This is a genomic window from Acidovorax sp. sif1233 (genome assembly GCF_019218755.1).
In the GTDB taxonomy this organism is placed as follows: Bacteria; Pseudomonadota; Gammaproteobacteria; order Burkholderiales; family Burkholderiaceae_C; genus Acidovorax.
In genome coordinates this window covers 63,334-89,552 of sequence record NZ_JAHUWZ010000007.1, presented here as the reverse complement: position 1 = coordinate 89,552, position 26,219 = coordinate 63,334, and the positions used below count along the sequence as shown (strand labels likewise).

At 68.9% G+C, this 26,219-nt stretch carries 25 protein-coding genes; 11 read left to right on the top strand and 14 right to left on the bottom strand.

Annotated features, from left to right (window positions below; all coding sequences use genetic code 11):
• Positions 1-107: 107 nt before the first annotated feature.
• The 4 genes from KW843_RS20930 (at position 108) to KW843_RS20915 (ending at position 4,934) form a co-directional block, all read left to right on the top strand.
• Entirely contained in the window at positions 108-1,091 is a 984-nt protein-coding gene (locus KW843_RS20930; RefSeq protein ID WP_218297080.1) for a LysR substrate-binding domain-containing protein, read from the top strand.
• 192 nt (positions 1,092-1,283) lie between these two features.
• A complete protein-coding gene (gene tcuA, locus KW843_RS20925) occupies positions 1,284-2,750 on the top strand; it encodes an FAD-dependent tricarballylate dehydrogenase TcuA (RefSeq protein WP_218297079.1) in 1,467 nt (488 codons plus the stop codon).
• On the top strand, positions 2,737-3,918 hold the full coding sequence (gene tcuB / locus KW843_RS20920) for a tricarballylate utilization 4Fe-4S protein TcuB (protein WP_218297078.1): 1,182 nt from the start codon (positions 2,737-2,739) through the stop codon (positions 3,916-3,918). The genes tcuA and tcuB overlap by 14 nt, the downstream gene beginning before the upstream one ends.
• A gap of 38 nt (positions 3,919-3,956) precedes the next feature.
• Complete coding sequence (locus KW843_RS20915) at positions 3,957-4,934, top strand: tripartite tricarboxylate transporter substrate binding protein (protein WP_218297077.1); 978 nt, start codon at positions 3,957-3,959, stop codon at positions 4,932-4,934.
• A gap of 81 nt (positions 4,935-5,015) precedes the next feature.
• Here KW843_RS20915 and KW843_RS20910 read toward each other — a convergent pair whose 3' ends face one another.
• Positions 5,016-5,513, bottom strand: coding sequence for an NUDIX hydrolase (locus tag KW843_RS20910; protein ID WP_218297076.1), 498 nt, complete (start codon positions 5,511-5,513; stop codon positions 5,016-5,018).
• Positions 5,514-5,587: 74 nt separating this feature from the next.
• Positions 5,588-6,487: a DMT family transporter gene (locus KW843_RS20905; RefSeq protein WP_218297075.1), complete on the bottom strand. Its 900-nt coding sequence runs from the start codon at positions 6,485-6,487 to the stop codon at positions 5,588-5,590.
• 80 nt (positions 6,488-6,567) lie between these two features.
• On the opposite strand from KW843_RS20905, the gene gcvA reads away from it, so the two are divergent.
• Positions 6,568-7,470: a transcriptional regulator GcvA gene (gene gcvA / locus KW843_RS20900; protein ID WP_218297074.1), complete on the top strand. Its 903-nt coding sequence runs from the start codon at positions 6,568-6,570 to the stop codon at positions 7,468-7,470.
• On the opposite strand, the gene KW843_RS20895 is transcribed toward gcvA, so the two are convergent.
• The 3 genes from KW843_RS20895 to KW843_RS20885 all read right to left on the bottom strand — a co-directional run bounded on the left by KW843_RS20895 (position 7,443) and on the right by KW843_RS20885 (position 9,744).
• On the bottom strand, positions 7,443-7,946 hold the full coding sequence (locus KW843_RS20895) for a GNAT family N-acetyltransferase (RefSeq protein WP_218297214.1): 504 nt from the start codon (positions 7,944-7,946) through the stop codon (positions 7,443-7,445). The two genes, gcvA and KW843_RS20895, sit on opposite strands and share 28 nt — an antisense overlap.
• Before the next feature lie 48 nt (positions 7,947-7,994).
• Entirely contained in the window at positions 7,995-8,699 is a 705-nt protein-coding gene (locus KW843_RS20890) for a riboflavin synthase subunit alpha (RefSeq protein WP_218297073.1), read from the bottom strand.
• 88 nt (positions 8,700-8,787) lie between these two features.
• Positions 8,788-9,744 (bottom strand): LysR family transcriptional regulator, encoded by a 957-nt coding sequence (locus KW843_RS20885; protein ID WP_218297072.1) that lies wholly within the window; start codon positions 9,742-9,744, stop codon positions 8,788-8,790.
• Positions 9,745-9,883: 139 nt separating this feature from the next.
• Between KW843_RS20885 and KW843_RS20880 the strand changes: the two genes are divergently transcribed.
• Positions 9,884-10,834 (top strand): tripartite tricarboxylate transporter substrate binding protein, encoded by a 951-nt coding sequence (locus tag KW843_RS20880; RefSeq protein ID WP_218297213.1) that lies wholly within the window; start codon positions 9,884-9,886, stop codon positions 10,832-10,834.
• 78 nt (positions 10,835-10,912) lie between these two features.
• A complete protein-coding gene (ggt, locus tag KW843_RS20875) occupies positions 10,913-12,544 on the top strand; it encodes a gamma-glutamyltransferase (RefSeq protein ID WP_218297071.1) in 1,632 nt (543 codons plus the stop codon).
• 206 nt (positions 12,545-12,750) lie between these two features.
• Here ggt and KW843_RS20870 read toward each other — a convergent pair whose 3' ends face one another.
• Positions 12,751-14,106 carry an esterase-like activity of phytase family protein gene (locus KW843_RS20870; RefSeq protein ID WP_218297070.1) on the bottom strand — a complete coding sequence of 452 codons (1,356 nt, stop codon included), beginning with the start codon at positions 14,104-14,106 and terminating at the stop codon, positions 12,751-12,753.
• 187 nt (positions 14,107-14,293) lie between these two features.
• Between KW843_RS20870 and KW843_RS20865 the strand changes: the two genes are divergently transcribed.
• Positions 14,294-14,893 carry a helix-turn-helix domain-containing protein gene (locus tag KW843_RS20865; RefSeq protein WP_218297069.1) on the top strand — a complete coding sequence of 200 codons (600 nt, stop codon included), beginning with the start codon at positions 14,294-14,296 and terminating at the stop codon, positions 14,891-14,893.
• 34 nt (positions 14,894-14,927) lie between these two features.
• Positions 14,928-15,479 carry a GNAT family N-acetyltransferase gene (locus KW843_RS20860; RefSeq protein WP_218297068.1) on the top strand — a complete coding sequence of 184 codons (552 nt, stop codon included), beginning with the start codon at positions 14,928-14,930 and terminating at the stop codon, positions 15,477-15,479.
• A 61-nt stretch (positions 15,480-15,540) separates the two neighbouring features.
• Here KW843_RS20860 and KW843_RS20855 read toward each other — a convergent pair whose 3' ends face one another.
• The 6 genes from KW843_RS20855 to KW843_RS20830 form a co-directional block, all read right to left on the bottom strand.
• Positions 15,541-16,038, bottom strand: coding sequence for a L,D-transpeptidase (locus tag KW843_RS20855; RefSeq protein ID WP_218297067.1), 498 nt, complete (start codon positions 16,036-16,038; stop codon positions 15,541-15,543).
• A gap of 5 nt (positions 16,039-16,043) precedes the next feature.
• On the bottom strand, positions 16,044-17,750 hold the full coding sequence (locus KW843_RS20850; protein WP_218297066.1) for an NAD(P)-binding protein: 1,707 nt from the start codon (positions 17,748-17,750) through the stop codon (positions 16,044-16,046).
• A 195-nt stretch (positions 17,751-17,945) separates the two neighbouring features.
• Positions 17,946-19,466, bottom strand: a complete 1,521-nt coding sequence (locus KW843_RS20845; RefSeq protein ID WP_218297212.1) for a polyamine aminopropyltransferase — start codon at positions 19,464-19,466, stop codon at positions 17,946-17,948.
• A gap of 92 nt (positions 19,467-19,558) precedes the next feature.
• Complete coding sequence (locus KW843_RS20840; protein ID WP_370627755.1) at positions 19,559-19,780, bottom strand: DUF350 domain-containing protein; 222 nt, start codon at positions 19,778-19,780, stop codon at positions 19,559-19,561.
• A gap of 96 nt (positions 19,781-19,876) precedes the next feature.
• Positions 19,877-21,388, bottom strand: a complete 1,512-nt coding sequence (locus KW843_RS20835) for a DUF4178 domain-containing protein (protein ID WP_218297065.1) — start codon at positions 21,386-21,388, stop codon at positions 19,877-19,879.
• Between the two features lie 104 nt (positions 21,389-21,492).
• Positions 21,493-22,548, bottom strand: coding sequence for an SPFH domain-containing protein (locus KW843_RS20830; protein WP_218297064.1), 1,056 nt, complete (start codon positions 22,546-22,548; stop codon positions 21,493-21,495).
• A 265-nt stretch (positions 22,549-22,813) separates the two neighbouring features.
• Between KW843_RS20830 and KW843_RS20825 the strand changes: the two genes are divergently transcribed.
• Entirely contained in the window at positions 22,814-23,083 is a 270-nt protein-coding gene (locus KW843_RS20825; protein WP_218297063.1) for a DUF2061 domain-containing protein, read from the top strand.
• A gap of 201 nt (positions 23,084-23,284) precedes the next feature.
• Here the strand turns inward: KW843_RS20825 and KW843_RS20820 are convergent, their stop codons facing one another.
• Both KW843_RS20820 and KW843_RS20815 read right to left on the bottom strand, forming a co-directional pair.
• On the bottom strand, positions 23,285-23,590 hold the full coding sequence (locus tag KW843_RS20820) for a flagellar basal body protein (protein WP_218297062.1): 306 nt from the start codon (positions 23,588-23,590) through the stop codon (positions 23,285-23,287).
• 78 nt (positions 23,591-23,668) lie between these two features.
• Entirely contained in the window at positions 23,669-24,571 is a 903-nt protein-coding gene (locus KW843_RS20815; RefSeq protein WP_218297210.1) for a LysR family transcriptional regulator, read from the bottom strand.
• A gap of 209 nt (positions 24,572-24,780) precedes the next feature.
• Here KW843_RS20815 and KW843_RS20810 point away from each other — a divergent pair, with 209 nt between their 5' ends.
• On the top strand, positions 24,781-26,145 hold the full coding sequence (locus KW843_RS20810; protein WP_218297061.1) for an aspartate aminotransferase family protein: 1,365 nt from the start codon (positions 24,781-24,783) through the stop codon (positions 26,143-26,145).
• Positions 26,146-26,219 lie beyond the last annotated feature (74 nt).

The window sequence follows — 26,219 nt, the reverse complement described above, 5'->3', positions numbered from 1 at the left end:
ATGGATCAAGCGCTACAGGCCTATTTCGACCAAAACCCCGGTCGCGGCGGAATGTGCGAACATCCGCCCCATCACGCGCCGTGATGGCCGCGGCCCCGAGGACCCCGATGGAACTGAGACAACTGCGCTACTTCGTGCGCGTGGTGGAGCGCGGCTCCATGAGCCGCGCCGCGCTGGACCTGGACGTGGTGCAGTCCGCGCTGAGCCAGCAGATCACCCGGCTGGAGGGCGAGCTGGCCACGCGCCTGCTGCACCGCACGCCGCGCGGCGTGGCGCCCACCGAGGCGGGGCTGGCCTTCTTCCGCGAGGCGCAGCTCACCCTGCGCCATGCCGACCAGGCCGTGCGCGCCGCGCAGCAGGCGCGGCTGTCGGGCACCGTCACCGTGGGCCTGGCGCCCACCACGTCGAGCGTGCTGGGCCTGCCGCTGATGCAGGCCATGCGCGCGCGCTACCCCGACGTGCGGCTGCACATGGTCGAGAGCATGTCGGGCCACCTCACGGCCATGCTCAACGCGCGCGAGCTGGACCTGGCCGTGCTGTTCGACACCCGCCTGCACCAAGCGCGCCAGGCCAGCGGCGCGCGCCGCTGGGAGATGGCGCCTTTGCTCGAGGAAGACCTGTTCCTCATCTGCGCGCGCAGCGGCCCCGGCAACCCCGGCGGCCGGCAGCTGCCCGAGACCCTGACGGTGGCCGAACTGGTCCATGAACCCCTGATCCTGCCCACCGGCCCGCACGGCCTGCGCAGCACGCTGGACACCGCCTTCGCGCGCGACCGCGTGGCGCCGCACGTGGTGCTGGAGGTGGACTCGCTCGCCATGGTGATGGCCGCCGTGGACGCGGGCCTGGGCTCCACCGTGCAGCCCTGGGCCGCCATGGGCCGCTACCCGGATGCCGCCCTGCGCTTCCAGTGCGCGCGCCTGACCGACGCGCCCGCGCGCCGCGTCAACCTGCTGTGCAGCCTGCCCGATGAAGAGCTCTCGCCCGCCGCGCTGGCCACGCGCGTGGTGGTGGCCGACTGCGTGCGCCAACTCGTGGCCACCGGCCAGTGGTTCGGAACGACATGGATCGGTGGCGAGGGCGCGCCCGCCTGAACCTGCCACGCGCTGCCATCTCGATCCGTGATACCCCCATGACCTGAGCCTGCTGCACGGAGGGCCCACGTCTCCCTACAGTCGCCGTCACCACGATGAACGACACGGCGACCTCGCCAGGAGACACCCCATGGGCCCCAAAACCCCTTCTTCATTCCCCCACGCACAGCGCATGGCCTGGAGCTACCGGCCATGAGCGGCGACGCTGTGGTTGATGTGCTCGTCATCGGCGGCGGCAATGCCGCCCTGTGCGCCGCCCTGATGGCGCGCGAGGCGGGCGCCAGCGTGCTGTTGCTCGAATCGGCCCCACGCGCCTGGCGCGGCGGCAACTCGGCCCACACCCGCAACCTGCGCTGCATGCACGACGCGCCGCAGGACGTGCTGGTCGGCGCCTACCCCGAAGAAGAGTTCTGGCAAGACCTGCTCAAGGTGACGGGCGGCCTCACCAACGAACACCTGGCGCGCCTGGTGATCCGCAAGTCGAGCACCTGCCGGCCCTGGATGCGCCGCCACGGCGTGCACTTTCAGCCCGCGTTGGCCGGCACGCTGCACGTGGCGCGCACCAACGCGTTCTTCATGGGCGGGGGCAAGGCGCTGGTCAATGCCTACTACCGCAGCGCCGAGGCGCTGGGCGTGCGGGTGCGCTACGAAGCCCCGGTGGAGCGCCTGGACATCGACAACGGCCGCTTCGTCGCGGCGCACCTGGCCGGCGGCGAGCGCATCACGGCCAAGAGCTGCGTGCTCGCGGCGGGCGGGTTCGAGTCCAACCGCGAATGGCTGCGCGAGGCCTGGGGCCAGAACGAACGCGGCGAGTGGCCGTCGGACAACTTCCTCATCCGCGGCACGGCCTACAACCGGGGCGTGCTGCTGCGCCACCTGCTCGACGACCACGGCGCCGACCGCATCGGCGACCCCACGCAGGCGCACATGGTGGCCATCGACGCGCGCGCGCCACTGTACGACGGCGGCATCTGCACGCGCATCGACTGCGTTTCGCTGGGCATGGTGGTCAACCGCGATGGCGAGCGTTTCTACGACGAGGGCGAGGACTTCTGGCCCAAGCGCTACGCGATCTGGGGCCGCCTGGTGGCGCAGCAGCCGGGGCAGATCGGCTACTCGGTCATCGACAGCCAGGCCATCGGCCGCTTCATGCCGCCCGTGTTCCCGGGCGTGAAGGCCGACACCCTGCCCGAGCTGGCCGCAAAGCTCGGCCTGCCCGTGGACCGCTTCATGCGCACGCTGGACAGCTACAACGCCGCCTGCCGCGTGGGCACCTTCGACCACACCACGCTGGACGACTGCCACACCGAGGGCATCGCGCCCGCCAAGACCCACTGGGCGCGGCCCATCGCCACCGGCCCGTTCTACGGCTACGCGCTCAGGCCCGGCGTGACCTTCACCTACCTGGGCCTGCACACCGACGACACCGCCGCCGTGCGCTTCGGCGACGTGCCCAGCCCCAATCTGTTCGTGGCCGGCGAAATGATGGCCGGCAACGTGCTGGGCAAGGGCTACACGGCCGGGGTGGGCATGAGCATCGGCACGGCCTTCGGGCGCATCGCGGGAACACAGGCCGCTTTGGCATCCAAACAGGCTCCAGTGCTTATCCACAAAGCGCCAGCAGCTATGAAAACAGGAGTTAGTGATGCAAACGCTTGAAGCCCTGACGCGCGACGCCCGGGCGCTGGCGAACGGCAACATCGTGCTGTCGGCCCCCGAAACCGAAGTGGCGCGCCAGCTGCAGATCTGCAACGCCTGCCGCTACTGCGAGGGCTTTTGCGCCGTCTTCCCCGCCATGACGCGGCGGCTGGAGTTTGGCAAGGCCGACATCCACTTCATTGCCAACCTGTGCCACAACTGCGGTGCCTGCCTGCACGCCTGCCAATACGCGCCGCCGCATGAATTTGCGGTGAACGTACCGCAGGCCATGGCCCAGGTGCGGGGGCAGACCTACACCGACTACGCCTGGCCCCCGGCGCTCGGTGCGCTCTACCAGCGCAACGGGCTGACCCTGGCACTGGCCCTGGTGGCAGGCCTCACGCTGTTCATGGTGCTGGCCGTAGCGCTGCATGGCCAGGGCCTGGGTGCGCTGTGGCAGTCGCCCGTGGGTGGCTTCTACGGCATCTTTCCGCACAACCTGCTGGTGGGCCTGTTCGCGCCGGTGTTCCTGTTCGCCACGCTGGCGCTGGGCCTGGGCGTGCGCCGCTTCTGGCGCGATATCACGCCCGCCACCAGCGGCGCGCCACTGAGCGCGCCCGCCACGGCCGAGGCCGCCAACGCGGTGCTGCGCCTCAAATACCTGGACGGCGGCCATGGCGACGGCTGCCACAACGAGGACGATGCCTACACCCTGTCGCGCCGGCGGTTTCACCACCTCACGTTCTACGGCTTCATGCTGTGCTTTGCCGCCACCAGCGTCGCCACGCTGTACCACTACCTGCTGGGCGCGCCCGCACCGTACGACCTGCCCAGCCTGCCCAAGCTGCTGGGCGGCGTGGGCGGCATCAGCCTTGCCATCGGCACGGCGGGCCTGTGGCGCTTGAACCTGCGCCGTCACCCACAGCATGGCGACGCCGCGCAAAAGCCCATGGACCGCGCCTTCATCGCGCTGCTGTTCCTCACCGCCACCAGCGGCCTGCTGCTCTGGGCCGCGCGCGGCACGCCCGCCCTGCCGCTGCTGCTGTGCCTGCACCTGGGCGCGGTGATGGCGCTGTTCGCCACCCTGCCCTACGGCAAGTTCGCGCACGGCATTTTCCGCACCGCATCGCTGCTGCGCCATGCGGTGGAAAAGCGCCAGCCCAACCCCATCGGGCTGGGCGCTGATTGATTCACTGACACCACACAACCCACGATGAAGGAGACCCCATGACCCCCAAACGAACCCTGCTGCAATGCGCCCTGGCGCTGGCAATCCTGCCCCTGGCCTTCGGCGCCGCCGCGCAAGACTTTCCGCCCAAGAAGCCCGTCACCCTGGTCGTGGGCTTTGCCGCGGGCGGCGCGGCCGATGCGGCCGCCCGCCTGATCGCCAAGAAGCTCTCCGAGAACATCGGCCAGTCGGTGGTGGTGGACAACAAGGGCGGGGCGGGCGGCAACATCGCACACCAGTTCGTGGCCAATGCGGCGCCGGACGGCACGGTGCTGCTGCTGGGCTCGGTGGGGCCGCTCACCATCGCGCCGCACCTGATGAAGCTTCCCTACGACCCGTTCAAGGACCTGGCGGCAGTGTCGGGCGGGGTGAACTTTCCGAACGTGCTGGTGGTGCACAAGGCTGCGGGCGCGAAGACGCTCGCAGAATTCGTGCAGCTGTCCAGGAAGAAGCCCGGCAGCGTGGACTTCGCCTCCACGGGCGCGGGCTCGGCATCCCACCTGGCGGGCGAATTGTTCAACCAGCGCGCGGGCATCGACATGACCCATGTGCCCTACAAGGGCGGGGCACCCGCCTTGCAGGATTTGCTGGGCGAACGCGTCACCTCGTACTTTGCCGCGCCCCCCACCGCGCTGCCGCATGTCGAAACGGGCAAGCTGATCCCGCTGGCCACCACGGGCCTCACGCGGCCGGCCTATCTGCCCAATATCCCCACCGTGGCGGAATCGGGCTTTCCCGGCTTCGAGGCGCTCAACTGGTACGCCTTCGTGGCGCCGGGGAAAACGCCGGTGCCGCTGCTGGAACGCTGGAACCAGGAGATCGTGAAGGTGCTGAACGACGCGGGCGTGAAAGAGGCGCTCAACAAGCATGGCCTCACGCCCCAGCCCACCACGCGCGCCGAACTCACGGCCTTCATGAAGAAGGAATCGACCCAGTGGGCCACCATCATCAAGGAGCGCAAGCTCACGGCGGAGTAGAGGGGGGAAGAATCACTCCCTTGAGGCACTGCACGGCGTCCCGTGGGCACGCCGGTGAAGAGGATGCGGCAGTCCCGGGCCTCAGGGCCGCGCCGTGTCCGGCATCTGCAGCACGCTGGGGTCGGTATGGATCAAGTCCAGCGGAAAGCGCTGCCCGGCCAGGTAGTCCTGGATGCACTGCAGCACCAGAGGCGTGCGGTGGCGGTCGGCGCAGGACCTGATCTCGTCCAGCGTCATCCAGACCGAACGCACGATGCCCGCGTCCAGCGGGCGCCACGCATGGTGCGTGCCCAGGCTGCCGGCGAACGCAAAGCGCATGTAGGTGATGTCGTCGCCCGTGCGCGTCTTGGTGAACCGGTTCATGTACACCCCCACGAGCGCCGTGGGCACGAAATCATGGGCCGTCTCTTCCAGCACCTCGCGCGCGCAGGCCTGGATGGGCGATTCGCCCGGGTCCAGGTGGCCGGCGGGGTTGTTGAGCTTGAGACCGTCGGTCGTCTCTTCCTCGACCAGCAAAAAACGGCCATCGCGCTCGATGAGGGCGGCCACGGTGACGTTGGGTTTCCAGCGGTGGGGCATGGCGCGCATTATGACCACGGGCCATGACGCGCGCTGCCGCGGCCGGCATCGCCCTTCGCAGCGCCGTCCCGCGCTCAGCGCTGCGGGGCCGGTGCGGGCCGCAGCACCAGCCACAGCGCCAGCGCGATCAGCACGCCGCCGGCGGCGTGCGCCAGCGTGGCCACCTCGCCCAGCACCAGCCAACCCCAGGCCACGCCGAACAGCGGGATCAAGAAGGTCACGGTGAGCGCCTTGACGGGCCCCACGTCGGCGATGAGCCGGAAATACAGCACGTAGGCGGCCGAGGTGCACAGCAGGCCCAGCGCCAGCATCGCGCCCCAGACGGCGGGGCCGGCCGCGAGCCAGGTGGCCACCGGCTGGTGCGCCGCCTCCCACAGGGCGAACGGCGCCAGCGCGAGCACGGCCCCCCACTGGCTGCCCAGCGCCACCAGGCGGCTGTCGAGCCCGCCGCGCTGCGTGATCCAGCGCCGCGTGAGAAAGCCCGCCAGGCCGTAGCAGGCCGTGGCCACCAGGCAGGCGGCGATGCCGCCCAGCACCGGCGCGCTGAGCGCCACCGGCCCCGCCTGCGCGAGCACCGCCACGCCCGCCATGCCCAGCAGCACGCCGCCCACGCGGGCGGGCGTGAGGCGCTCGCCGAATGCCAGCGCACCGATCACCACGCCCATGAGCGGCGTGGTGGCATTGAGGATGGCGCTGTAGCCCGCTGGCAGCACGCGCGCGGCCAGCGCGAACATCAGGAACGGTATGCCCGAATTGATGGCGCCCAGCACCAGCGCGGCGCCCAGCTTGCCCCCGAACGCGGGCCGCAGCCGCACCACCGCCAGCAGCGCGAGCAGCCCCGCCGCGCCCAGCACCACGCGGCCGAACGCGGTGGGCACCGCCCCCCACACCGGCGCGGCGATGCGCATGAAGAGAAAGCTGCCGCCCCACAGGGCGGCCAGGGCGAAAAGACGGAGCAGGCTGGGGAGGTTCATGCCCGGCATCTTCGGGGCATGGTGCCGTGGCGGCAAACCATTTATCCTGCACACCCGTTTAGCCACGCTATACAAGCACCATGCGCCTGCCGCCCCTGATCGCCGTCCGCTTCTTCGAGGCCACGGCCCGCCACGCCAGCGTGCGGCGCGCGGCCGAGGAGCTGCATGTCACGCCCGGCGCCGTCTCGCAGCAGGTGCGCAAGCTCGAGGAGTTCCTCGGCTGCGCGCTGTTCGAGCGCCAGCCGCGCGGCCTGACGCTCACGGCGGCCGGGCGCGACTACCAGGTGGCCTGTGCCGAGGGCCTGGCCCTGATCGGGCATGCCACCTCGCGCATCGCGTCGACGAACCGGCGGCACGTGGTGCTGGTGAGCTGCACACCGGGTTTCGCCGTGCAGTGGCTGGTGCCGCGCCTGCATGGCTTCTTGCAGCAGCATCCGGACATGGACGTGCACGTGGGCACGACCAACCGCGCGGTGGACCTCGCGGCCGAAGGCGTGCACTTTGCCGTGCGCCATGGGCAGGGTGCATACACCGGCCTGCGCTCCGAGGTGCTGGTGGCCGACGACCTGGTGCCCGTGTGCAGCCCGCGCCTGCTCGCGCCGCGCCGGTCGGCGCGCGTGGCCGACATCACCAGCGCCCGGCTGCTGCACGACGAGCACCGTGGCGACTGGCGCCTGTGGTGCGAGGCGCACGGCGTGGCGGGCGTGGATTGCGACGGCGGCGTGGTGTTCGCGCATTCCAACGCGGCCATCGAGGCCGCCGTGGCCGGGCGGGGGTTTGCGCTGGCAAGGCGTGCGCTCGTGCAGCAGGAGCTGGACGCGCGCGAGCTGGTCTGCGTGCACTGCAAGCCCCTTCCGGCGCCGCTGGCCTACCAGCTGGTGTACCGGCCCGAAGCCCTGATCGACCCCGCGCTGCGCCGCTTTCGCGACTGGGTCATGGCGCAGGGGAGCGCCGGTCAGGGAGCGAGTGCACGCACCATGTAGACCGCGCCGTCTCCATAGCTCGCCAGCCGTTCGCGCTGCGCCGCATCGGCCAGGGGTTGCACGGCATAGCCTTGCCGCTCCCAGTACGCCTGCGAGCCCTGCACCGACACCAGCGCCGTGTGCCGCAGGCCCTGGCCCCGGGCCTCTTCCCACATCGGCTGCAGCAGCGCGCGGGCCAGACCCTGGCCCGCGCAGGCGGGCAGCACGGCCATGTCGTGCAGGTAGAGCGTATCGGGCTGCGGCACGGCCTCGAAGCCGCCATGCAGCGGCGTCACCTTGCCCATCGCCGACCGGTAGGCCGCCAGATAGGCGCACACCACGCCCGCGCGCTCCAGCACCAGCGAGCAGTTGGCCGGGCTGGCCAGGCGGGCCGCGAAGACCTCGCCGCTCTCCACGAAGCCCGCGCCATAGCAGGCCAGCTGCACCGCGAGCAGGCCAGGCAGGTCGGCGACGACCAGGGGGCGCACCCTCGTCATCGGATCATCGGAAGGGGCCACCACGCCAGGGGCCCGGATGTGTTCCATTCAATGCGGCAACACCGGCGGCTGCACGAAGTCGTCGAGCGACAGGCCCTTTTCCCTGAGCAGGGCTTCCAGCACCGGCTGCAGCCGGCCCAGGCTTTCCTGCACGGCCTCGCGCACCGTGTCCACCACCACCTGGGTGCTGCGCTCGATCTCGATGTTGAGCGGGTCGCCCACCTTCTTGTGTTCAAACACCGTCGCACGGCGCGTTTCGGGAATCATCCAGATCTCGAACCAGCCCTCCTGCCGGTTCACCTCGGCCACCGTGAGGCTCGCGCCGTGGATGGCGATGTAGCCCTTGGCAAAGATGTAGCGGCGAAACGCCTCGGGCACGGCCACGCGCCACACCAGGTTGTTGTCGAACTCGCGGCGCTCGATGAGCGTGCCGGTGAAATCCACATGGCCCGACAGCGGGTGGCCGCCGATCTCGGCGCCGTCCTTGGCCGCGCGTTCCACGTTCACGCGGTCGCCCTGCTGGTAGCCGCCCAGCGTGGTGATGTTCAGGCTCTGCAGCATCACGTCGAAGCTGGCCTGCGTGGGCGAGAGGATTTCCGTCACCGTGAGGCACACGCCGTCGGTGGACACGCTGGCGCCGATGGCGAGGTCCTGGCAGAAGCCTTCCGGGAAGTCGAGCGTGAAGGTGCGCAGGCCTGCGCGATCGTGGATGGCGGCAATGCCTGCCGTGGCTTGGACGATGCCTGTGAACATGGCGCGGTTTCCGGGTAGGTGGCAGAGGGGAGGGCCTTCAATTTTGCCACCCGGCCCCGCGCGCCGGGGCGGCGCGGTCCCGCCGCGCCTACGGGCTGTGCGCCAGCGGGGGCGCACGCCGCGCGTGGCCCACCAGGCAGCCGACAAAGTCCATGAGCGTGGCCGAGACACGCTCGCGGTGCCAGACCACGGTGATGGGCCCGAAGCGGATGCTGGAGTCGATGGCGATCTTCCTGAACAGCCCCAGCGACGCCATGTAGTCGGCCATGGATTCCGAACACACGCCCACATAGTCGCCCTTGTGCAACAGCGCCTGCATCATGGCCAGCGACGCCGTCTCGGCCTTCGGCACCAGCCATGAGGCCTCCTGCGCGATCAGGTAGGCATCCATCTGGATGCGCGTCAGCGTGCCGCTGGGCGGCATGACCCAGTTTTCGTGCAGCACGTCCGCGAAGCCCAGCCCCGCGCTGCGCGACCAGTACTTGCTGCCGTGCCCGATGACGACGGCCACCTGGTCGTCAAACAGGACCTGGTGGTCCAGCCCCGGCCGGTGGGCCCGCGCATCGAGCACGCCGATCACGGCATCGAGCGCGCCCGTCTCCAGCCCCTTGAGCAGATGGTCGAACGGCCCGTCGTGGATCGACACGGCCACATCGGCATGGTCCTGCTGAAAGGCGCTCACGGCCTCGGGCAGGCCGCCGGCGATACCCGCCCAGACACTGCCCACGTTCAGGCGCGGCACGCGTCCCTCGGCCATGGCGTGCATCTCCCGGCCCGTGCGGGCAATGTCGCCCAGCACGTTGATGGCCAGCCGCTTGAGCAGGTGCCCGGCGGGCGTGAGCTGCACCTTGCGCCCGCGCACCACGAGCGCCGAGCCCACCACGCCCTCCATCTCGGCCAGCCAGTGCGACATGGCCGACTGCGTCATGTGCAGCCGCGCCGCCGCCAGCGTGAGCGTGCCCGCCTCGTCCAGCACCAGGAACGACTCCAGGTGCCGGACCTTGATGCGCCGCGCCCAGGACGTGCCTTCCGAACGATCAATCATGAACAAATCCTCATGGCCCCATTCTGCCTTTTCACTAGGCAATCAGCAGTATTCGTCATGACAATGTGCTCATCTTTTCTGTAACTTCCCCGTCGAGGTCACCGTGTTCAACACAATCAACAACGTCTCCAGGCTACTGATGGGCGTCGCTGCCGCAGCCGCCACGGCCACCGCCGCGCATGCGCAAGGCGCCTACCCAAACCGTCCCGTGCGCCTGGTGGTCTCGCAGGCGGCGGGCGGCAGCTCCGACACGATCGCGCGCCTGTGGGCAGAACATGCCGGCAAGGCCCTGGGCGGCACCATCGTGGTGGAAAACAAGCCCGGCGCAGGGGGGCTCATTGCCGCACAGAACGCGCTGAGCGCCCCCGCCGACGGCTACACCCTGCTGTACGGCAGCGTGTCGCTCATGGTGCTCAACCAGTTCACCTACAAACCCCTGCCCTACAACCCCGAGAAGGATTTCACGGGCGTGGCCATGCTGACCACCGTGCCGATCGTGCTGTCGGCCAATCCCGCCACGGGCATCAAGACGCTGAAAGACCTGACGGAGAAGGCCAAGGCGGCCCCCGGCAAGCTCAACTTCGCGTCCGCCGGACTGGGCAATTCCACCCACCTCGCCGTGGAACTGGTGAATGAAGCGCTGGGCATTTCGATGACCCACATCCCCTACAAGGGCGAAGCGGACGGCGTCATGGCCACCATGGGCGGGCAGACCGAACTGATGGGCGTGGTGTATGGCACAGCGTTGCCGCACATCAAGGCCAAGAAACTCAATGCGCTGGCCGTGCTGTCCCCCCAGCGCGCACCCGAGCTGCCCGATGTGCCCACCCTGGGCGAGCTGGGCGTGAAGGGTTTTGACTCCCTGGGATGGAGCGCCGTGGTGGCGCGCGCCGGCACGCCGGCCGACATCGTGGACAAGCTCAACAAGGCCACGGAAAGCTTCCACAAGAGCCCCGAAGTGCAGGCCAAGCTCAAGACCATGGGCGTGATCGCCGTGTCCGGGCCTGCGTCGCTGGTCATGGAAACCACGGTGCGCGACGCCAAGGCCTGGGGCCCCACGCTCGAAAAGCTGAACCTCAGCGCCAAGTAAGCCCGCGCCCCGCAAGCCCCTCCCTCCATCCACCCGTGCCGTGTCACTGATGCCGCACGGGGTTCGCCCTTGAATGCTATGAAAAAAGAAGCCATGGTGGTCTGCCCGCAGCCCGAGGCCGCCGAATCCGGTATCGACATCCTGCGCGCCGGCGGCAATGCCGTGGATGCGGCGGTCGCCTGCGCCCTGGCCCAGACGGTGGTCGATCCGCTGATGTGCGGCATTGCGGGCTTTGGCACGGCCGCCGTGTACCTGCCCGGCGCCCGGGTGCATGAGTATTTCGACTTCCACTCGCCCGCGCCGCTGGCAGCCCGGGAGAACATGTGGGAGCACCTGCTCGAAGGCGAGACCAAGGACGGCTTCGGCTTCATCTTGACAGGCCGCGTCAACGACATCGGCCCCCAGTCGATTGGCACACCCGCCACGCTCAAGGGCCTGGAAGCCATGCACCAGGCGCATGGCCGCCTGCCGTGGAAGCAGGTGGTGGAGCCCGCGATCCGCTGGGCCTCGGACGGTTTCTTTGTGCGCCCCGGCATGCACGCCTTCTGGATCGACGAGCCCGCCATGGGCCGCGTCGGCAACCTGGAGCGGCTGCAGTACTGCGAGGACAGCCGCAACCTGTACTGCCGCCCCGATGGCCGCCCCAAGCCCATCGGCACGCCGCTGCGGAACGTTGGCATGGCCAGCGTGCTGCGCCAGATCGCCGAAGAAGGCTCGCAGCCGTTCTACCGGGGCGATCTGGCCCAGAAGATGATCGCGCACCTGCAGTCGCTGGGCGCGTTGATCACGCTCGAGGACCTGGCCCGGTACGAGGTCACGCGCAACCCGCCGCTGGTGGGCAGCTACCGCGACCGCACCGTCACCACCAACCAGCCCCCCGGCGGCGGCGCCATGCTGCTGGAGATGCTCAACATCCTGGAGCACTTCGAGCTGCGCGGCATGGAGCACAACAGCCCCGAATACATCCGGCTGGTGTGCGAGGCGATGAAGAAGGCGACGGCCGACAAGGACCGCTGCATCGGCGATCCGAAATTCTTCGACGTGCCGCTCGACAAGCTCCTGTCCAAGGACATGGCCCGCGAGGCGGCCGAACAGATCCGCGCGGGCCAGCGCTTCAGCGTGGAGCGCGTGAACCCCGGCGCGCCCGTGCCACGCGACACCACGCACCTGAGCGTGGTCGATGCGGACGGCAACGCCGTGTCGATGACGCACTCGCTGGCCATGCCCTCGGGCATCATCACGCCGGGCATGGGCTTCCTGTACAACGGCTGCATGGGCGTGTTCGACCCGCGCCCGGGCCGTGCGGGCAGCATCCAGCCGGGCAAGAGCCGCTTCACGTCGTCCTGCCCCACCATGACGTTCAAGGACGGCGGGCTGGACATCGTGCTGGGCGCACCGGGTGGAACGCAGATCGCCATGGGCGTGCTGCAGGTGCTGCTCAACGTGATCGACCACGGCACGGAGATGCAGGCCGCCGTGTCGGCGCCGCGGTTTTCGTCCACCAGCAACGCCATCGACGTGTGCAACCGCATCCCGCGCCACACCACGCGCGCGCTCGAAGCCCAGGGCTACGCGGTCGGCCGCAACCCCTACAACTACACCATTGGCTGGGTTCACGGCGTGCAGGTGCAGCCCGACGGCCTGCACGGCGGCGCCGACCCCGGACGCGATGGCGTGGCGTACAAGCTGCGCATGGACGCGGCGCACTGAGCGCCAGCGGGCGGGCAGGCGGGCCCGCGGCGAAGCCGCGTCACTCGCTCCTCTTTGGATAGCTGGTGGCGATTCATCGATCAGCGCCACCCGCCTCTCCGGCCCCTGATCGGCCGCTCAACGTAACGCAGCGCAGGGCGGGGTGCGCGGGCCGGGGCGCCAAGGCATCATCGGCCCGCTCCCGGCATGCGCCGACCGGCTTGCCCCTACCTGGCCCGCAGCAGTTCGCCCACTTCCAGCAGCACCAGCTCGTTGTCATCGGCCTTGTTCGGCTCGCGGCTGCTGCTGAAGGGCAGGTTGTTGTCGTTGCCCACGACGATGTGCGTGCCGTCCACCACGTCCACGTTCTCGATGGTGAAGAACGGGAAGGTGAGCACGCCGTTGTTCAGCGGCTTCCGGGCCAGGCGCTGCGGGTCCTGGATGTTCATCAGGTCGATGTAGCCCACCTTGCGGATCTCGCCGCCCACGTTGGCGTCGCTCATCTCGACCTTGTAGACGCGCTTGAACTTGGCGAGGTCGTGGAAGCAGTCGGTGCGCTTGTGGCCTTCCGGGCAGGCCTTGTCGGCTGTGCCTTCGCCGTTGTCGCGTTCGATGATCAAACCCGTGGTGCTGTCGATCATGTTGAAGTCGCCGATCGCGTGGTGGTTGGCCTCCAGCACGTACTTCCAGTGGCGGCCCGTCCACTGCTCGCTCTTCACATCGAACTCCAGCACGCGCAGGTACTGCCTGCCGCCCACGTTCTCATACGCCTTGGCCTCATCGTTCCACAGCGCGCCTTCCAGCAGCGCATAGAGCTTGCTGCCGTCCCTGGACGCGGCCATGCCTTCGTAGCCCTTGGAGCGCTTGACCTCGAACGGCGTGGGCTTGGCGTCCGGCGCGCCGGGCATCAGCACGCCGGGGGCGTCGGGCGAGCGCACCACCTTGCCGTCCACCTTGGTCTCGAACACACCCAGCACCTTGCCGTTCAGGTCGGCCTTGATGAGGGAGGGACCGAACTCGTCGCCGATCCACAGCGCGCCGCCCGCGAACTGGAAGCTCTCGGGGTCGAAGTCGGCACCGGTCAGGTAGCGCTGTTCCGTGCCTTCGTGCGTGATGCGAAACGGCACCTTCTTGTCCGGGTCGTGCAGGAACACGGTCTTGATCCGGTTGAACTGGCCGCTCTTGAAGTCCACGGCGTAGTGGTTGAGGTAGAGCATGAAATCCGGCGAATTGGCCTTGGCGCCCGCGCCGTTGTCGGTGAGGATCCAGAACGAGCCGTCGGCCATGCGCTTGATGCCCGAATGGCCCTGGATGGGCTGGCCCCTGAAGGGCACGGACACGCCGGTGTCGCGCCCGCCCGACTGGCCCATCACGGTGCCCACGGCCTCCACGCGGCGCGGGGTGGTGAACTTGCCGCTGACCTGCAGGTCCTGCGGGGCGTCCTTGGGCGCGGCGATCAGCGTGAAGGCCGGCAGCACGGCGTGGCCCGCCAGCGTGGCGGGGTAGGCCTGCTGGGCGTGGGAAGGAACCAGGGCAGCGCAGGCCAAGGTGGCGCCAGCAGCAATGCGTGAGAGGTGAAACATGCGTCGACTTTGAAGAAACAAAAGGCGGACGATGCCGGGGCGGTGTGACAGGGAAGTGACGGAGGGCACACGCGCGTTCTTTTCTACGCACCGGAAAACCTCGACACCCCCCTTGCCGTGCGGGCGGGTGGTCCGACGCGGCTAAAAATCCAATATGATGGACAAAATCCCATTTGATGGAAATCCAATGCCCCTCTCCGCCGAGGACATCAGCGCCAGGATTGGCCGCCGCATCCATGGGCTGCGTGCGTCGCGCAACGACAGCCTCGACAGCCTGGCCGCCCGTTCCGGCGTGAGCCGCTCAATGATCTCCGTGATCGAACGGGGCCAGACCAACCCGACGGCGGTGGTGCTCGACCGCCTGGCATCGGCGCTGGGCGTGTCGCTGGGCGAACTGTTCGGCGAGGCGCCGCCCACCCCGGCGCGGGCCGCTCCGCTGGTGCGGCATGGCGACCAGGTGGAGTGGGTGGACCCGCAGTCCGGCTATGTGAGAAAGCAGGTGTCGCCCCCCGCGTGGCCCTCGCCGCTGCAGCTGGCGGAGGTGCGGTTTCCCGCCGGCGCGCGCGTGGCCTACGAGGGCGGCCGGCTGGACGGCTCGCTGCACCAGCAGGTGTGGGTGCTCAAAGGCCGCATGGAGATCTCGCAGGGAGACACGCTCCATGTGCTGCGCAAGGGCGACTGCCTGGCCGTGCGGCTCACGGAGCCCCTGGTCTTTTCCAATCCCGCCGACCAGGAGGCCCACTACCTGGTCGCTCTCTGCGATGTGGCCACCCACGGCCACCGCTGACCGGATTCCCGCCACTTTGTCCATCTCCGCCACCATGAACTCCACCACCACGCCCTCTCCCGACGTCCATCTCATCGACTGCACCGAGCCAGCGCATGCCAGCGCCATTCTGGACATCCTCAACGATGCCATCGTGACCTCGACGGCGCTGTATGACTATGTGCCCCGCCCGCCGTCGGCCATGGCCAGCTGGTTCGCCGCCAAGCGGGCCGGCGGATTCCCGGTGCTGGGGGCCGCCGATGCCCAGGGCAGGCTGCTGGGCTTTGCCTCGTGGGGCACATTCCGCGCGTTTCCGGCCTACAAGTACACGGTCGAGCACAGTGTCTATGTCCACAAGGACTGCCGGGGCCGCGGACTGGGCGCCTGGCTGATGCGGGCCTTGATCGAGCGGGCGAAGGCCGCCGACATCCACGCCATCGTGGGGTGCATCGACGCGGCGAACGCAGGCAGCATCCGGCTGCACCAGCAGCTGGGGTTCGTGCACACGGGCACGATGCCCCAGGTGGGTTTCAAGTTTGGGCGGTGGCTGGATGCGGCGTTCTACCAGCTCACGCTGGACACCCCCCGCACCCCCATCGACGGCTGACACCGCGGAGGGCGCCGCCCCTGGCAAGGGTGGGGCCTGGTGTCATGGCGCCCGCCCCCTGTCAGGAGGCGGCGCCCTCCTCGATGCGCACCAGCGTGCCGACGGCGACCCGGTCGAACAGGTCCATCACGTCGGCATTGGCCATGCGCACGCAGCCGTGCGAGGCGGGCACCCCGAGGGGCGATCCCTCCGGGCAGCCATGGATGTAGATGAAGCGGCGCAGCGTGTCCACCGCGCCGCCCCGGTTCACGCCGGGTTCGCAGCCGGCCAGCCAGAGGATGCGGCACAGGATCCAGTCGCGCCCCGGGTGCCGTGCCGCCAGCGCGGGCGAATAGATCTCGCCGGTGGCCCGCCGCCCGACGAACACCGTGCCCGGCGCGCAGCCCGCGCCCACCTTGGCGCGCACGCGGTGCTGGCCGCGCGGGGTGCAGCCGCTGCCCTTGCGTTCGCCCACGCCGTTCAGGGCGGTCGATACCGGGTAGCTGCGCTCGATGGCCCCGGCCACCACCAGGTGCAATCGCTGCTGCGCCACGTGGATGTGCAGTTCAGGCCCAGCCATCGGGGTCAGCCCGCCGCCACCAGCCCCGCGCCGTGCCCGCGCGTGAAGGCCTCTTCGAACACCGAGTAGCCCGACCAGTCGCTGTGCGCGAACGCCAGCCGCGCCGTGGCGGGGGTGGGAATCCAGGGCGTTTGCTCACCATTTGATAGCTGCCTGCGCTTTTCTGGTAAGCGCTGGAGGCCAATCTGACTTAAAAAGCCGAGCATCCCGGGCGTGGGGATGGCCATGGCGTGGCCGTAGCGCGTGATGTCCACGCGCGTGGCGCGCTGGCGCAGGTCGGGGTGGGGCACCGCCAGCGCGGCCAGGATCGGATCGGCCCAGTGCTGCCAGGGCTGGGTGGCGAGGTGCTGGCGGCCGTCGGGAGCATCGCCCAGCGCCTGGTAGTAGGTCAGCACCGTGGGCCCCGCGAGCACGGCACGCGCGTCCAGGCGCTGGTGTCCGGCGTTCACGTAGCCCAGGCCGCCCGCCGTGGGGTCGGCGTACAGAACGTTGTCCCAGGCGGGGGCGGCGCCGGGCCTGTCGGTCAGGGCACTGTCGATGTGGATGTTGGCCACGAGCCAGGGCGCCCAGCCCAGGCGCCTTGCGGCGCCGGTGAGGAACGCGGGCGGGTTTTGCACCACGCGCGCCGCCATGAACACCGGCAGCGCCACGATGCAGCGCGGCGCCTGCCAGCGCTCCACGCTGTCGGTGGCGTGGTTGAAGGCATCCACCTCCACGCCGTGGCGGTTCTCGGTGATGCGCAATACGCTGGTGGCGGCGCGCAGCTGGCCGCCACCTTGGGCACTGTTCTGCAGCGGGGCCGCCAGGCGCTGGGTGATCCAGCCATTGCCCTGCGGCCAGGTGAGCACGCTTTCGCGTGCCTCGTCCGCGGCCTCGCCCGGGGCGTGAAAACCATGGCGGCTCGCAAAGTAGTGGATGCCCGCCCATGCCGACACATGCGCGGTGCCCGCGCCGTAGTCGTCGCGGCAGCAGTAGTCGAGGTACCAGCGCAGGTGCGGATCGTCCAGCTCCTGCTGCTGCAGCCAAGCGTCGAACGTCACCGCATCCAGCGCCTGGTGCGCGGGTGCCAGGGGCTTTCTGGCGTCCAGCGACTTGAGCACCGGCATGGTGAAGCGCGCGGCCTTGGACTGCTGCGCCACGGCCTGCGCGAAGCGGCGGTACTGGGCCAGGGTTGCATCGTCCACGCCCTGCACCGGCAGCAGGCCTTCCTGCCATGCGCCCTCGAAGAACAGGCGCTCCTGCGGGCTGTGGCACAGGTGGCGCTCGTCGTAGCGCCAGCGGCCGGCCACGCGCTGGCGCAGGCCCAGCTCTTCCAGCAGGTCCTGCACTTCGCGCGCATCGTCGCCGGGCACCGGCAGGTAGTGCGCGCCCAGCGGGCAGGCAATGCCCTGCACGGCCCCGCCCCGGCTGTTGCCGCCCGCGCTGTCCTCCAGCTCCAGCAGCGCGAAGTCCGCGATGCCCGCCAGCCGCAGCGACCGCGCCGCCGCCAGCCCCGCCACGCCGCCGCCCGCGATGATGACCTGCGCGCGCCGCACCACGGCCGGCGCGGGCCAGGAGCCGGTCTTGAGCCAGTCGCGCAGCTGGTGGCCGCGCGCCATGTCGATGCCGGTGAAGCCGCCTTCCAAGACGCGAGGGGCCTTGTCGCAACCCGGCAGGAGCACCGCGGCGGCAGCCGAGGCGGCGGCGGTGGCTAGGAAATGGCGACGTTGCATGGCGTCAGTGTCTCCGGGTGTACGCAACGCCTGCGCGGCTTGCGACCGGCGCGGCCCAGACCAGCGGCCCCCGCGCAAGGGCCGCAAAGCCGCATTGGCGGCGCTTCGCTGGCGTGCGCTGGGGGCGTCCCCCTGCCCGCTGCGCGCAGCGCTGCGAGAGCGGGGGGAAGACGCGAAGCGGCTCAGGGGGGCTTCTCAATGTTTTCCCCACTCGCGCTCGTACGTGTGCACCAGCGCCTGGTTGGACAGCCGGTTCACCTCGGCGGGCACCCGCGCCATGTCGCGCGGAAAATCGAACAGCAGGGGCAGCGAGTCGGTGCCCAGAAACCGCAGGCCATCGGGCAAGGCCCCGGGCAGGCGCCAGGGCCTGCGGCTGGCGATGATGAAGCCCCATTCGCCAAAACTGGGCACATGGGCGTGGTACGGCGCGGCCTGCAGGCCCACGGACTCGATGGTCTGCACCACGGTCCAGAAGCTCTGGCGCGCCACCAGCGGCGACGTGGTCTGCACCACCGCATAGCCGCTGGCCGCCAGGCGCTTGTCCAGCAGCGCATAGAAGCTGTTGGTGTAGAGCTTGCCGATGGAAAAATTGGTGGGGTCGGGAAAGTCCACCACGATGACATCAAACGTGTCCGATCCCTCCTGCAGCCAGCCAAAGGCATCGGTGTTGACGATCTTCACCTTGGGGTTCTGCAAGGCGTTGCCGTTCAGGCGCGCGAGCGTGGGGTTCTCGCTGAAGATCTTTGTCATGGCCGGGTCCAGTTCGACCAGCGTCACGGACTCGACCGACGGGTACTTGAGGATCTCGCGCACCGCCATGCCGTCGCCACCGCCCAGCACCGCCACGCGTTTGGGCGCACCGTGTGCCGACATGGCGGGGTGCACCAGGGCCTCGTGGTAGCGGTACTCGTCGGACTGCGCGAACTGCAGGTTGCCGTTGAGGTACAGCCGGTGCCCCACACGCCCGTGCGTGACCACGATGCGCTGGTAGGGCGATGCGGTGCTGAACACGATGCGGTCCTGGTAGAACTTGTCCTCGGCCACGCTGGTGATGTATTCGGCCCCCGCCAGGGCGGCCAGCAGGATGCCCAGCACCATCACGCAGGCCGCCAGGTGCGCCTTCAGGCGCCGCAATTCATGCCGGAACAGCCACACCGCCCACAGCGCCACGGCCGCGTTCATCAGGCCGAAGAGCAGCCCCGTGCGGATGAGCCCCAGGTGCGGCACCAGCAGCAGCGGGAACGCCAGCGACACCGCCAGCGCGCCCAGGTAGTCGAACGTGAGCACCTGCGAGACCAGGTCCTTGAGCGCCACGTTGCGCTTGAGGATGCGCATGACCAGCGGGATCTCCAGCCCCACCAGCGTGCCCACCATGAGCACCATGCCGTACAGCAGGAAGCGGAACGCGCCCGGCGTGTAGGCGTTGGCCAGGAACAGGGTGGCCGGCAGCGCGCCGCCAACCAGCGCCACCAGCAGCTCGATGCGCAGGAAGTGCGCCGGCAGCTGCCGCTCGAAGTAGCGCGACAGCCACGAACCCACGCCCATGGCGAACAGGTAGGTGCCGATGATGGTGGAGAACTGCAGCACCGAGTCGCCCAGCACATAGGACGCGAGCGCGCCCGCGGCCAGCTCGTACAGCAGGCCGCAGGCGGCCACGACGAAGACGCTGGTGAGCAGGGCGATCTCGATGGGGCGGGGGCCGGAGCGGGCGCCCATGGCCTCGGGCGGGGAGGCGGGGGAATTCAGGTCGGATTGCAAGGCGGTCACCGGCGCGGCCCCGGGGGGAGCGCCGCTTCAGGCAAGGTGCGTCAGTGGATCGCCGCCGCCACGATGATGCTGATGCCCAGGCACATCGCCGCCACCACCAGGCCCAGCGCCTGGTTCTGCTTCTCGACGATTTCGCGCCACAGGTCATACGGCGTGATCTTGTCGACGATGACGAAGCACAGCCAGAAGATGACCACGCCAATCAGCGCATACAGGATGGACCCGAGGAACGCCGCGGGCCTGAGCCATTCGATTCCCATCATGATGTGATCTCCTTGAACGAAAAGGTTGCCGCCAGACAGGCTGGCGGGAAAGGTTGCAAAACTGCCGGCGCCCCCCGGGCTTGCGGCAACCCGGGGCTACTTGTGGCTGCCGCCGGACGAATACCCGCCATACGAGCCGCCCGAGCTGCGGTAGCTGGACGACGAGCAGTTCTCCACCCGCGGGTCGCAGCGGCTGCAGCGGCTGAGCAGCAACAGCAGGATGAGGATGACAATGGCGATGAGGATGACGGTGCCGCAGCCCAGCCCGGACTTGGCCACGAAGGGCCCCGGGTCGTCGCGCTGCAGCACGTCTTTCTTGTCGTCGAGCTTGAAGGCCTTGGCCACCGTGTCGCTGGCGAGCTTGTCGCCGGCCGACCAGGTGATCTCATTGGGGCTTTGCTCCATCGAGAGCAGGCCTTTGGCGCTGGCGAAGTCGCGGTTGGTGGTTTTCTGCCCGCGCGTGACCTGCCAGTAGAACTCGCCCAGCACATAGGTGGTTTCGGCCTCGTAGGTGTACTTGAGGTCGTACTTGGTGCCCATGTAGGTGGCCGAGCGCCCCGTGGCCGCCATCTGCGGCGCGCCCGTGGTGGGGCGCACCATGCTCCAGCCTTCTTCGGAATCGACCAGAAAGGCAAAACCGCGCTTCTGGTTGTAGAGCAGGTATTCGCTCCAGCCGAAATGCTCGTCGTCGCCGGGCTCCAGGCCCATGCGGTGCTGAAAGCCCACCACCTGCCAGTGCACGCCCTGCAGCTGGCCCTTGCTGCCCAGCGGAATGAGGGGCTGCACGGGCTCGTCCTGCTCGGCCGAGCGCAGCTCGCCGCCCACACCGCTGTCCAGGCTGATGATGCTGGCGCACGAGCCACAGGTGACGCTCTTGGAGGTGGACAGCTGCACCTGCACGGGCGCGCCGCAGTGCGGGCAGTTGAACTGGCGGCCTTTTTCGTCCTTGGCCGATTCGTCCTTGAGGCCGGTGAGCTGCAGGTCTTCCAGCAGCACGGCCTTGCCGCGCTCGACGTTGGGCGGCGTGTGGCCGTAGTCGATGCTGACCACTTCGCCGTCGGCGCTGCGCAGTTCGACCATGCCGAACGGATGGCCCAGCGGCGGCAGCTTGGGCAGCTCGCCCTGGGCCGAGATGAGCGATGCCTGGCCCGTGTAGGCCACGCTGTAGGGCTTGCCGTTGATGGCGGTGGTGCTGCCGATGCGAAAGCGCGCGGCCTCGGGCATCTCGCGGCCCGGGTCGATGGGGCGGGTGAAGACGTAGGCGCCGTTGTCCTCGCCCAGCGTGGCCAGGGTGCCGTCCTGCAAAAAGGCGGCCCATTCGGTCCAGGTGCCCGCGTCGCCCTTGTACTGCAGGCGGCCGATGAGGGTGAAGGGCACATCCTTGCCATCGAGCTGGATGCGCCCGCTGGCCATGAGCTGCAGCGGGCTGTGGTCGTCGAACAGCTCGGCCATCTTGCCCAGGCGCTGGAGCACGTCGCCGTTGCGCACCACGGTGCTCTGGCAGTAGCCGCAGACGGCGTGCGTGGACTGCGCGCTGCGGAATTCAACCGGCGCGCCGCAGCCCGGGCAGGGCGCGCGGTAGTAACGCTGTGTGGGGTCGGTGGCCATCGGGGGGCTGCTGCCTGCGCCGCGCTACGCGGCTTTGGGGCCTTTTTGGCCTCTGGCGCTGATCCCTCCAGCGCAAGCAGCTATATTTATGATAGCAACCGGAATCAGACCAGCTTCTTGAGCAGTTCGGCCTTCTTGGCGTCGAACTCTTCCTGGGTCAGGATGCCCTTGGACTTGAGCTCGCCCAGCTTCTCCAGCGTGGCCATCACGTCCTCGGGCTTGACGCCCACTGCGGCAGCAGCAGCCGCCGCAGGCGCTGCCTGCGCGGCCGCACCGCCGCCTTGCAGGCCCTGCTGCAGGTTCTGCGCCAGCACCTGGCCCAGCGCCACGCCCGCGCCCAGGCCCATGGCGTCGCCCGCGATGCCGCCACCGCCATTGCCCGCGCCTTCGGCGAACTTGGGGATGGCCTGCGCCGTCTGGTACTGCATGAACTTGCCCATGTCGTTGCCGACCATGCCCATGCCGATCTTCTGGTCGAGGATCTTTTGCAGCTCCTCGGGCAGCGAGACGTTCTGCACCGTGAGGTTCTCGATCAGGAGGCCCAGCTTGGCGAAGACGGGCGCGAGCTCCTTGGTCAGCGCATCGGCGAACATGACCTGGTTGGCCGCCAGGTCCAGGAACGGCAGGCCGCTGCCCGCGATGGCGTTGCTGATGTTCTGCAGCACCAGGCCGCGCAGCTGGCCTTCGAGGTCGGCCACGGGGTAGGACTCGCGCGTGCCGGAGATCTCGGTGTGGAACAGCTTGGGGTCGGCGATGCGGAACGCGTAGTTGCCGAACGCGCGCAGGCGCACGGCGCCGAAGTCCTTGTCGCGGATCGTGATGGGCTGGGGCGTGCCCCACTTCTGGTCGATCTGCTGGCGCGTGCTGAAGAAGTAGACGTCGCTCTTGAAGGGGGACTCGAAGAGCTTGTCCCAGTTCTTGAGGTAGGTGAGCACCGGCAGCGTCTGCGTGGTGAGCTTGTAGGTGCCGGGCGCGAACACGTCGGCCACCTGGCCCTCGTTCACGAACACCGCCATCTGCGACTCGCGCACCACCAGCGTGCCGCCGTTCTGGATTTCCATGCCCGCCATCGGGAAACGCCAGGCCAGGGTGCCGTCCCCCTCTTCAGTCCACTGGATGATGTCAATGAACTGTTTCTTGATGAAGTCCATGAGGGCCATGTGTGCTCCCGGCGGTTGTAAGAGGGGGTTGAAAAGAGCGGCCATCATAGCAACGGCACCGGTGCCGGCCGGCGCTTTTTTCAGCCCGCCGGCGTGAAGGGCTTCCCACCCGGGCGCGGCCCCGCCGCACCACCCGTCCGGCGCGGGCGTTTGATAGCGCCTATGTTTGTATTAGCCAGTACCAATTGGCTTTTGCTATTGAGAATGACTACCATTCCTTCATCCCTGCCGCCACGGCGGGGCTTGCAGATACCCGGAGTCCTCCATGTCCCACATCCGCCGCGCCGCCCGCCAGAACAAGACCATGCTGCTGAAGACGGGCAGCTACTACCTGATCCACATTGGCGTGGCCGCCCTGGTGGCCTACGCCGTGACCGGCAACCTGTGGGCCTCGCTCACCCTGAGCCTGCTCGAGCCCACGGTGCAGGCGGTGGCCTTCTTCTTCCATGAGAAGGCCTGGGACCGCGCCGCCCGGCGCCGCGCGCGCGACTCCGCCCTCGCCCACACGCCCAACGCGGCGCTGCAGGCCGGCTGACCCCCGTCATCCCAAGGAGCCACCATGTACACAATCCCCCTGCGCAGCCGCACCGCCACGGGCCTGGCTTTTCAGCGCTGGCTGGTCCAGCGCCTGGCCGGGCTGGCCCCCGCCGGCCCCGGCTAGGCACCGGAAGGAAACAGGAAAAGAAAAAAGCCCCGGCTGGCGGGGCTTTGTCGGGGGCGTGGACCGCGATGGCCGTCAGGCCTTCACGTCCAGCAGCGAGCCCATCATCTCATCCTGTGTCTTGAGGGTCTGCAGGTTGGCCTTGAACGCATAGGTGGCCGACATCTGCTCGACGGCCTCCTTCTCCAGCGCCACCCCTTGCGCCTCCTGCTCGCGCTGCACCGTGGCGCGCACCCCCGCGCTGTCGGCGGCCTCTTCCTGCGCCACCACCTCGCGGCGGTAGCCCGGGGTGTTCATGTTGGCCACGTTGTTGGCCGACGCGTCCAGCCGCAACTGGGCGGCCTGAAGGCCGGAGCTGCCGATCGAAGAAATGCTTGCCATCACGTACCCCGCGCACAGCGCCCAGTCAAGGAACGGGGATTGTCCGCCCGCACCGCTGCGCAGGCAAGGAAGGCGCCATCAACCATGCGCCTGCAGCAGGCATTGCGCGAAGGCCTGGGCCGCGCGCGGGGGCTGCGGCGACTTGCGCAGCACGCTCACGAACTGGCAGCGGTAGTGGAACCGCCCGGGCAATACCGCCTGCATGAGCCCCTGGCGCTCGAAGCCCTCGGCATAGTGGTCCGGCAGGAAACCCAGGTAGCGGCCCGAGAGGATGAGCGTGGCGATCGACTCCTGGTCGAAGCCCGTGGCCTTGCGCGGCAGGCGCGTGCTGTGGCTCAGCTCCATGTTGGGCGAGTGGTAGCCCAGCCCCGCGAACTGGTAGGCGCGCAGCGATTCCCAGGTCAGCGCGGCATGGTCGGTGCCGTGCAGGGGGTGGCGCGCGCCGCAGTACAGCAGCATGGTTTCGGCGAACAGGTCGGCATAGACCAGGCTTTGCGATGTGCGGTGCGCCGGGATGATGCCCACGTGGAAGCTGCCGTCGATCAGCCCGCGCTCGATGGCCGGGATCGAGGCCACGTGCATCTGCAGGCTCACTTCGGGCGCCTGGCTGGCGAACAGCGCGATCGCATCGCCAATGTGGGCGGCCGGGTTGCTGGCGGTCTTGTCGAACACCGCCACCTCCAGCCTGCCGCCCATGCGGCGGTGGATGTCATCGATGCTGCTGCGAAACGCGTCCACCGCGGACAGCAGCCGCAGGGTTTCGTCGTATACGCGCTGCCCCTCGGCCGTGAGCGCGAAACCGGCCCGCCCGCGCCGGCACAGGGTGAGGCCCAGGCGGGTCTCCAGGTCCTTCATGTGGCGGCTCACGGTGCTGGTGCCGATGTTCAGTTCCAGCTCGGCGGCCGACATGCCCCCGCACTCCGCCACGCTCTTGAACACCTGCAGCAGGCGCAGGTCCATGTCGCTGAGCTGCCCCAGCACGGCGCGGTGCCGGGCCGCGCTGGCGGGCGGGGCAGCGGCTGGGGTGGCGGTGGCGTGCGGGGTGGCGGGCATTACTTGCATAAACCGTCAAGTAAACATTGATATTGGACTATTTTAGAGATTAACCGCCAGCGCAACAATGCCACGCACCCGCCCTGCATGGACGGGCCTGCCCCTGCTTTTGCCGCCGTCTTGCACTGGAGAATCCCATGAGCTTCGTCAACATCGAAAAAACCGCCGCTGGCGCCGAAGGCCCCCGCATGGACGCCGAATGGCTGGAGGCGCACTGGATGCCCTTCACCGGCAACCGCAACTTCAAGGCCAAGCCGCGCATGATCGTGAGCGGCCAGGGCGCCTACTACACCGACGCCGAGGGCCGCAAGATCTTCGACGGCCTGTCGGGCCTGTGGTGCTCGGGCCTGGGCCATGGCCGCAAGGAAGTGGCCGAAGCCATCGGCAAGGCCGCCGCGACGCTGGACTACTCCCCGGCCTTCCAGTTCGGCCACCCGGCTTCCTTCGAGCTGGCCAACCGCCTCAAGGCGCTGACCCCCGCCGGGCTCGACTATGTGTTCTTCACCGGCTCGGGTTCCGAGTCGGCCGACACCTCGCTCAAGATGGCCCGCGCCTACTGGCGCGCCAAGGGGCAGGCCAGCAAGACGCGCCTGATCGGCCGCGAGAAGGGCTACCACGGCGTGAACTACGGCGGCATCTCCGTGGGCGGCATCGTGGGCAACCGCAAGACCTTCGGCCAGGGCATCGAGGCCGACCACATTCCCCACACCCAGCCACCGGCCGGCACCTTCCAGAAAGGCATGGCCGAGGACGGCGGCCGTGCGCTGGCCGACAAGCTGCTCGACGTGATCGCGCTGCACGACGCATCGAACATCGCCGCCGTGATCGTGGAGCCGTTCTCGGGCTCGGCCGGCGTGGTGATCCCGCCCAAGGGCTACCTGGAACGCATCCGCGAGATCTGCACGCAGAACAACATCCTGCTGATTTTTGATGAAGTGATCACCGGTTTTGGCCGCTGCGGCGCCTGGACGGGGGCCGAGGCCTTCGGCGTGACGCCCGACATCCTGAACTTCGCCAAGCAGGTGACCAACGGCGCGCAGCCGCTGGGCGGCGTGATCGCCACCAAGGAGATCTACGACACCTTCATCAGCCAGGGCGGCCCCGAGTACATGCTGGAGTTCCCGCACGGCTATACCTACTCGGCCCACCCCGTGGCCTGCGCGGCGGGCAACGCGGTGCTGGACATCCTGCAAAAGGAAGACATGCCCGGCCGCGTCCAGGCGCTGGCACCGTATTTCGAGCAGGCCGTGCATGGCCTCAAGGGCACCAAGCACGTGGCGGACATCCGCAACTACGGCCTGGCCGCGGGCATCACCATCGCCGCGCTGCCGGGCGAGCCCGCCCGCCGGCCCTACGAGATCGCCATGAAGTGCTGGGACAAGGGCTTTTACGTGCGCTACGGCGGCGACACCATCCAGCTGGCCCCGCCCTTCATCAGCACCGAGGCTGAAATCGACCGCATGGTGAACGCCCTGGGCGACGCCCTGGCGGAAACCGCCTGACACGCGGCACGCCTTTTGCTCCTGAATTGATAGCTTTCAGCGCTTGTCACATGGGCGCTGGAAGCATTTTTTAA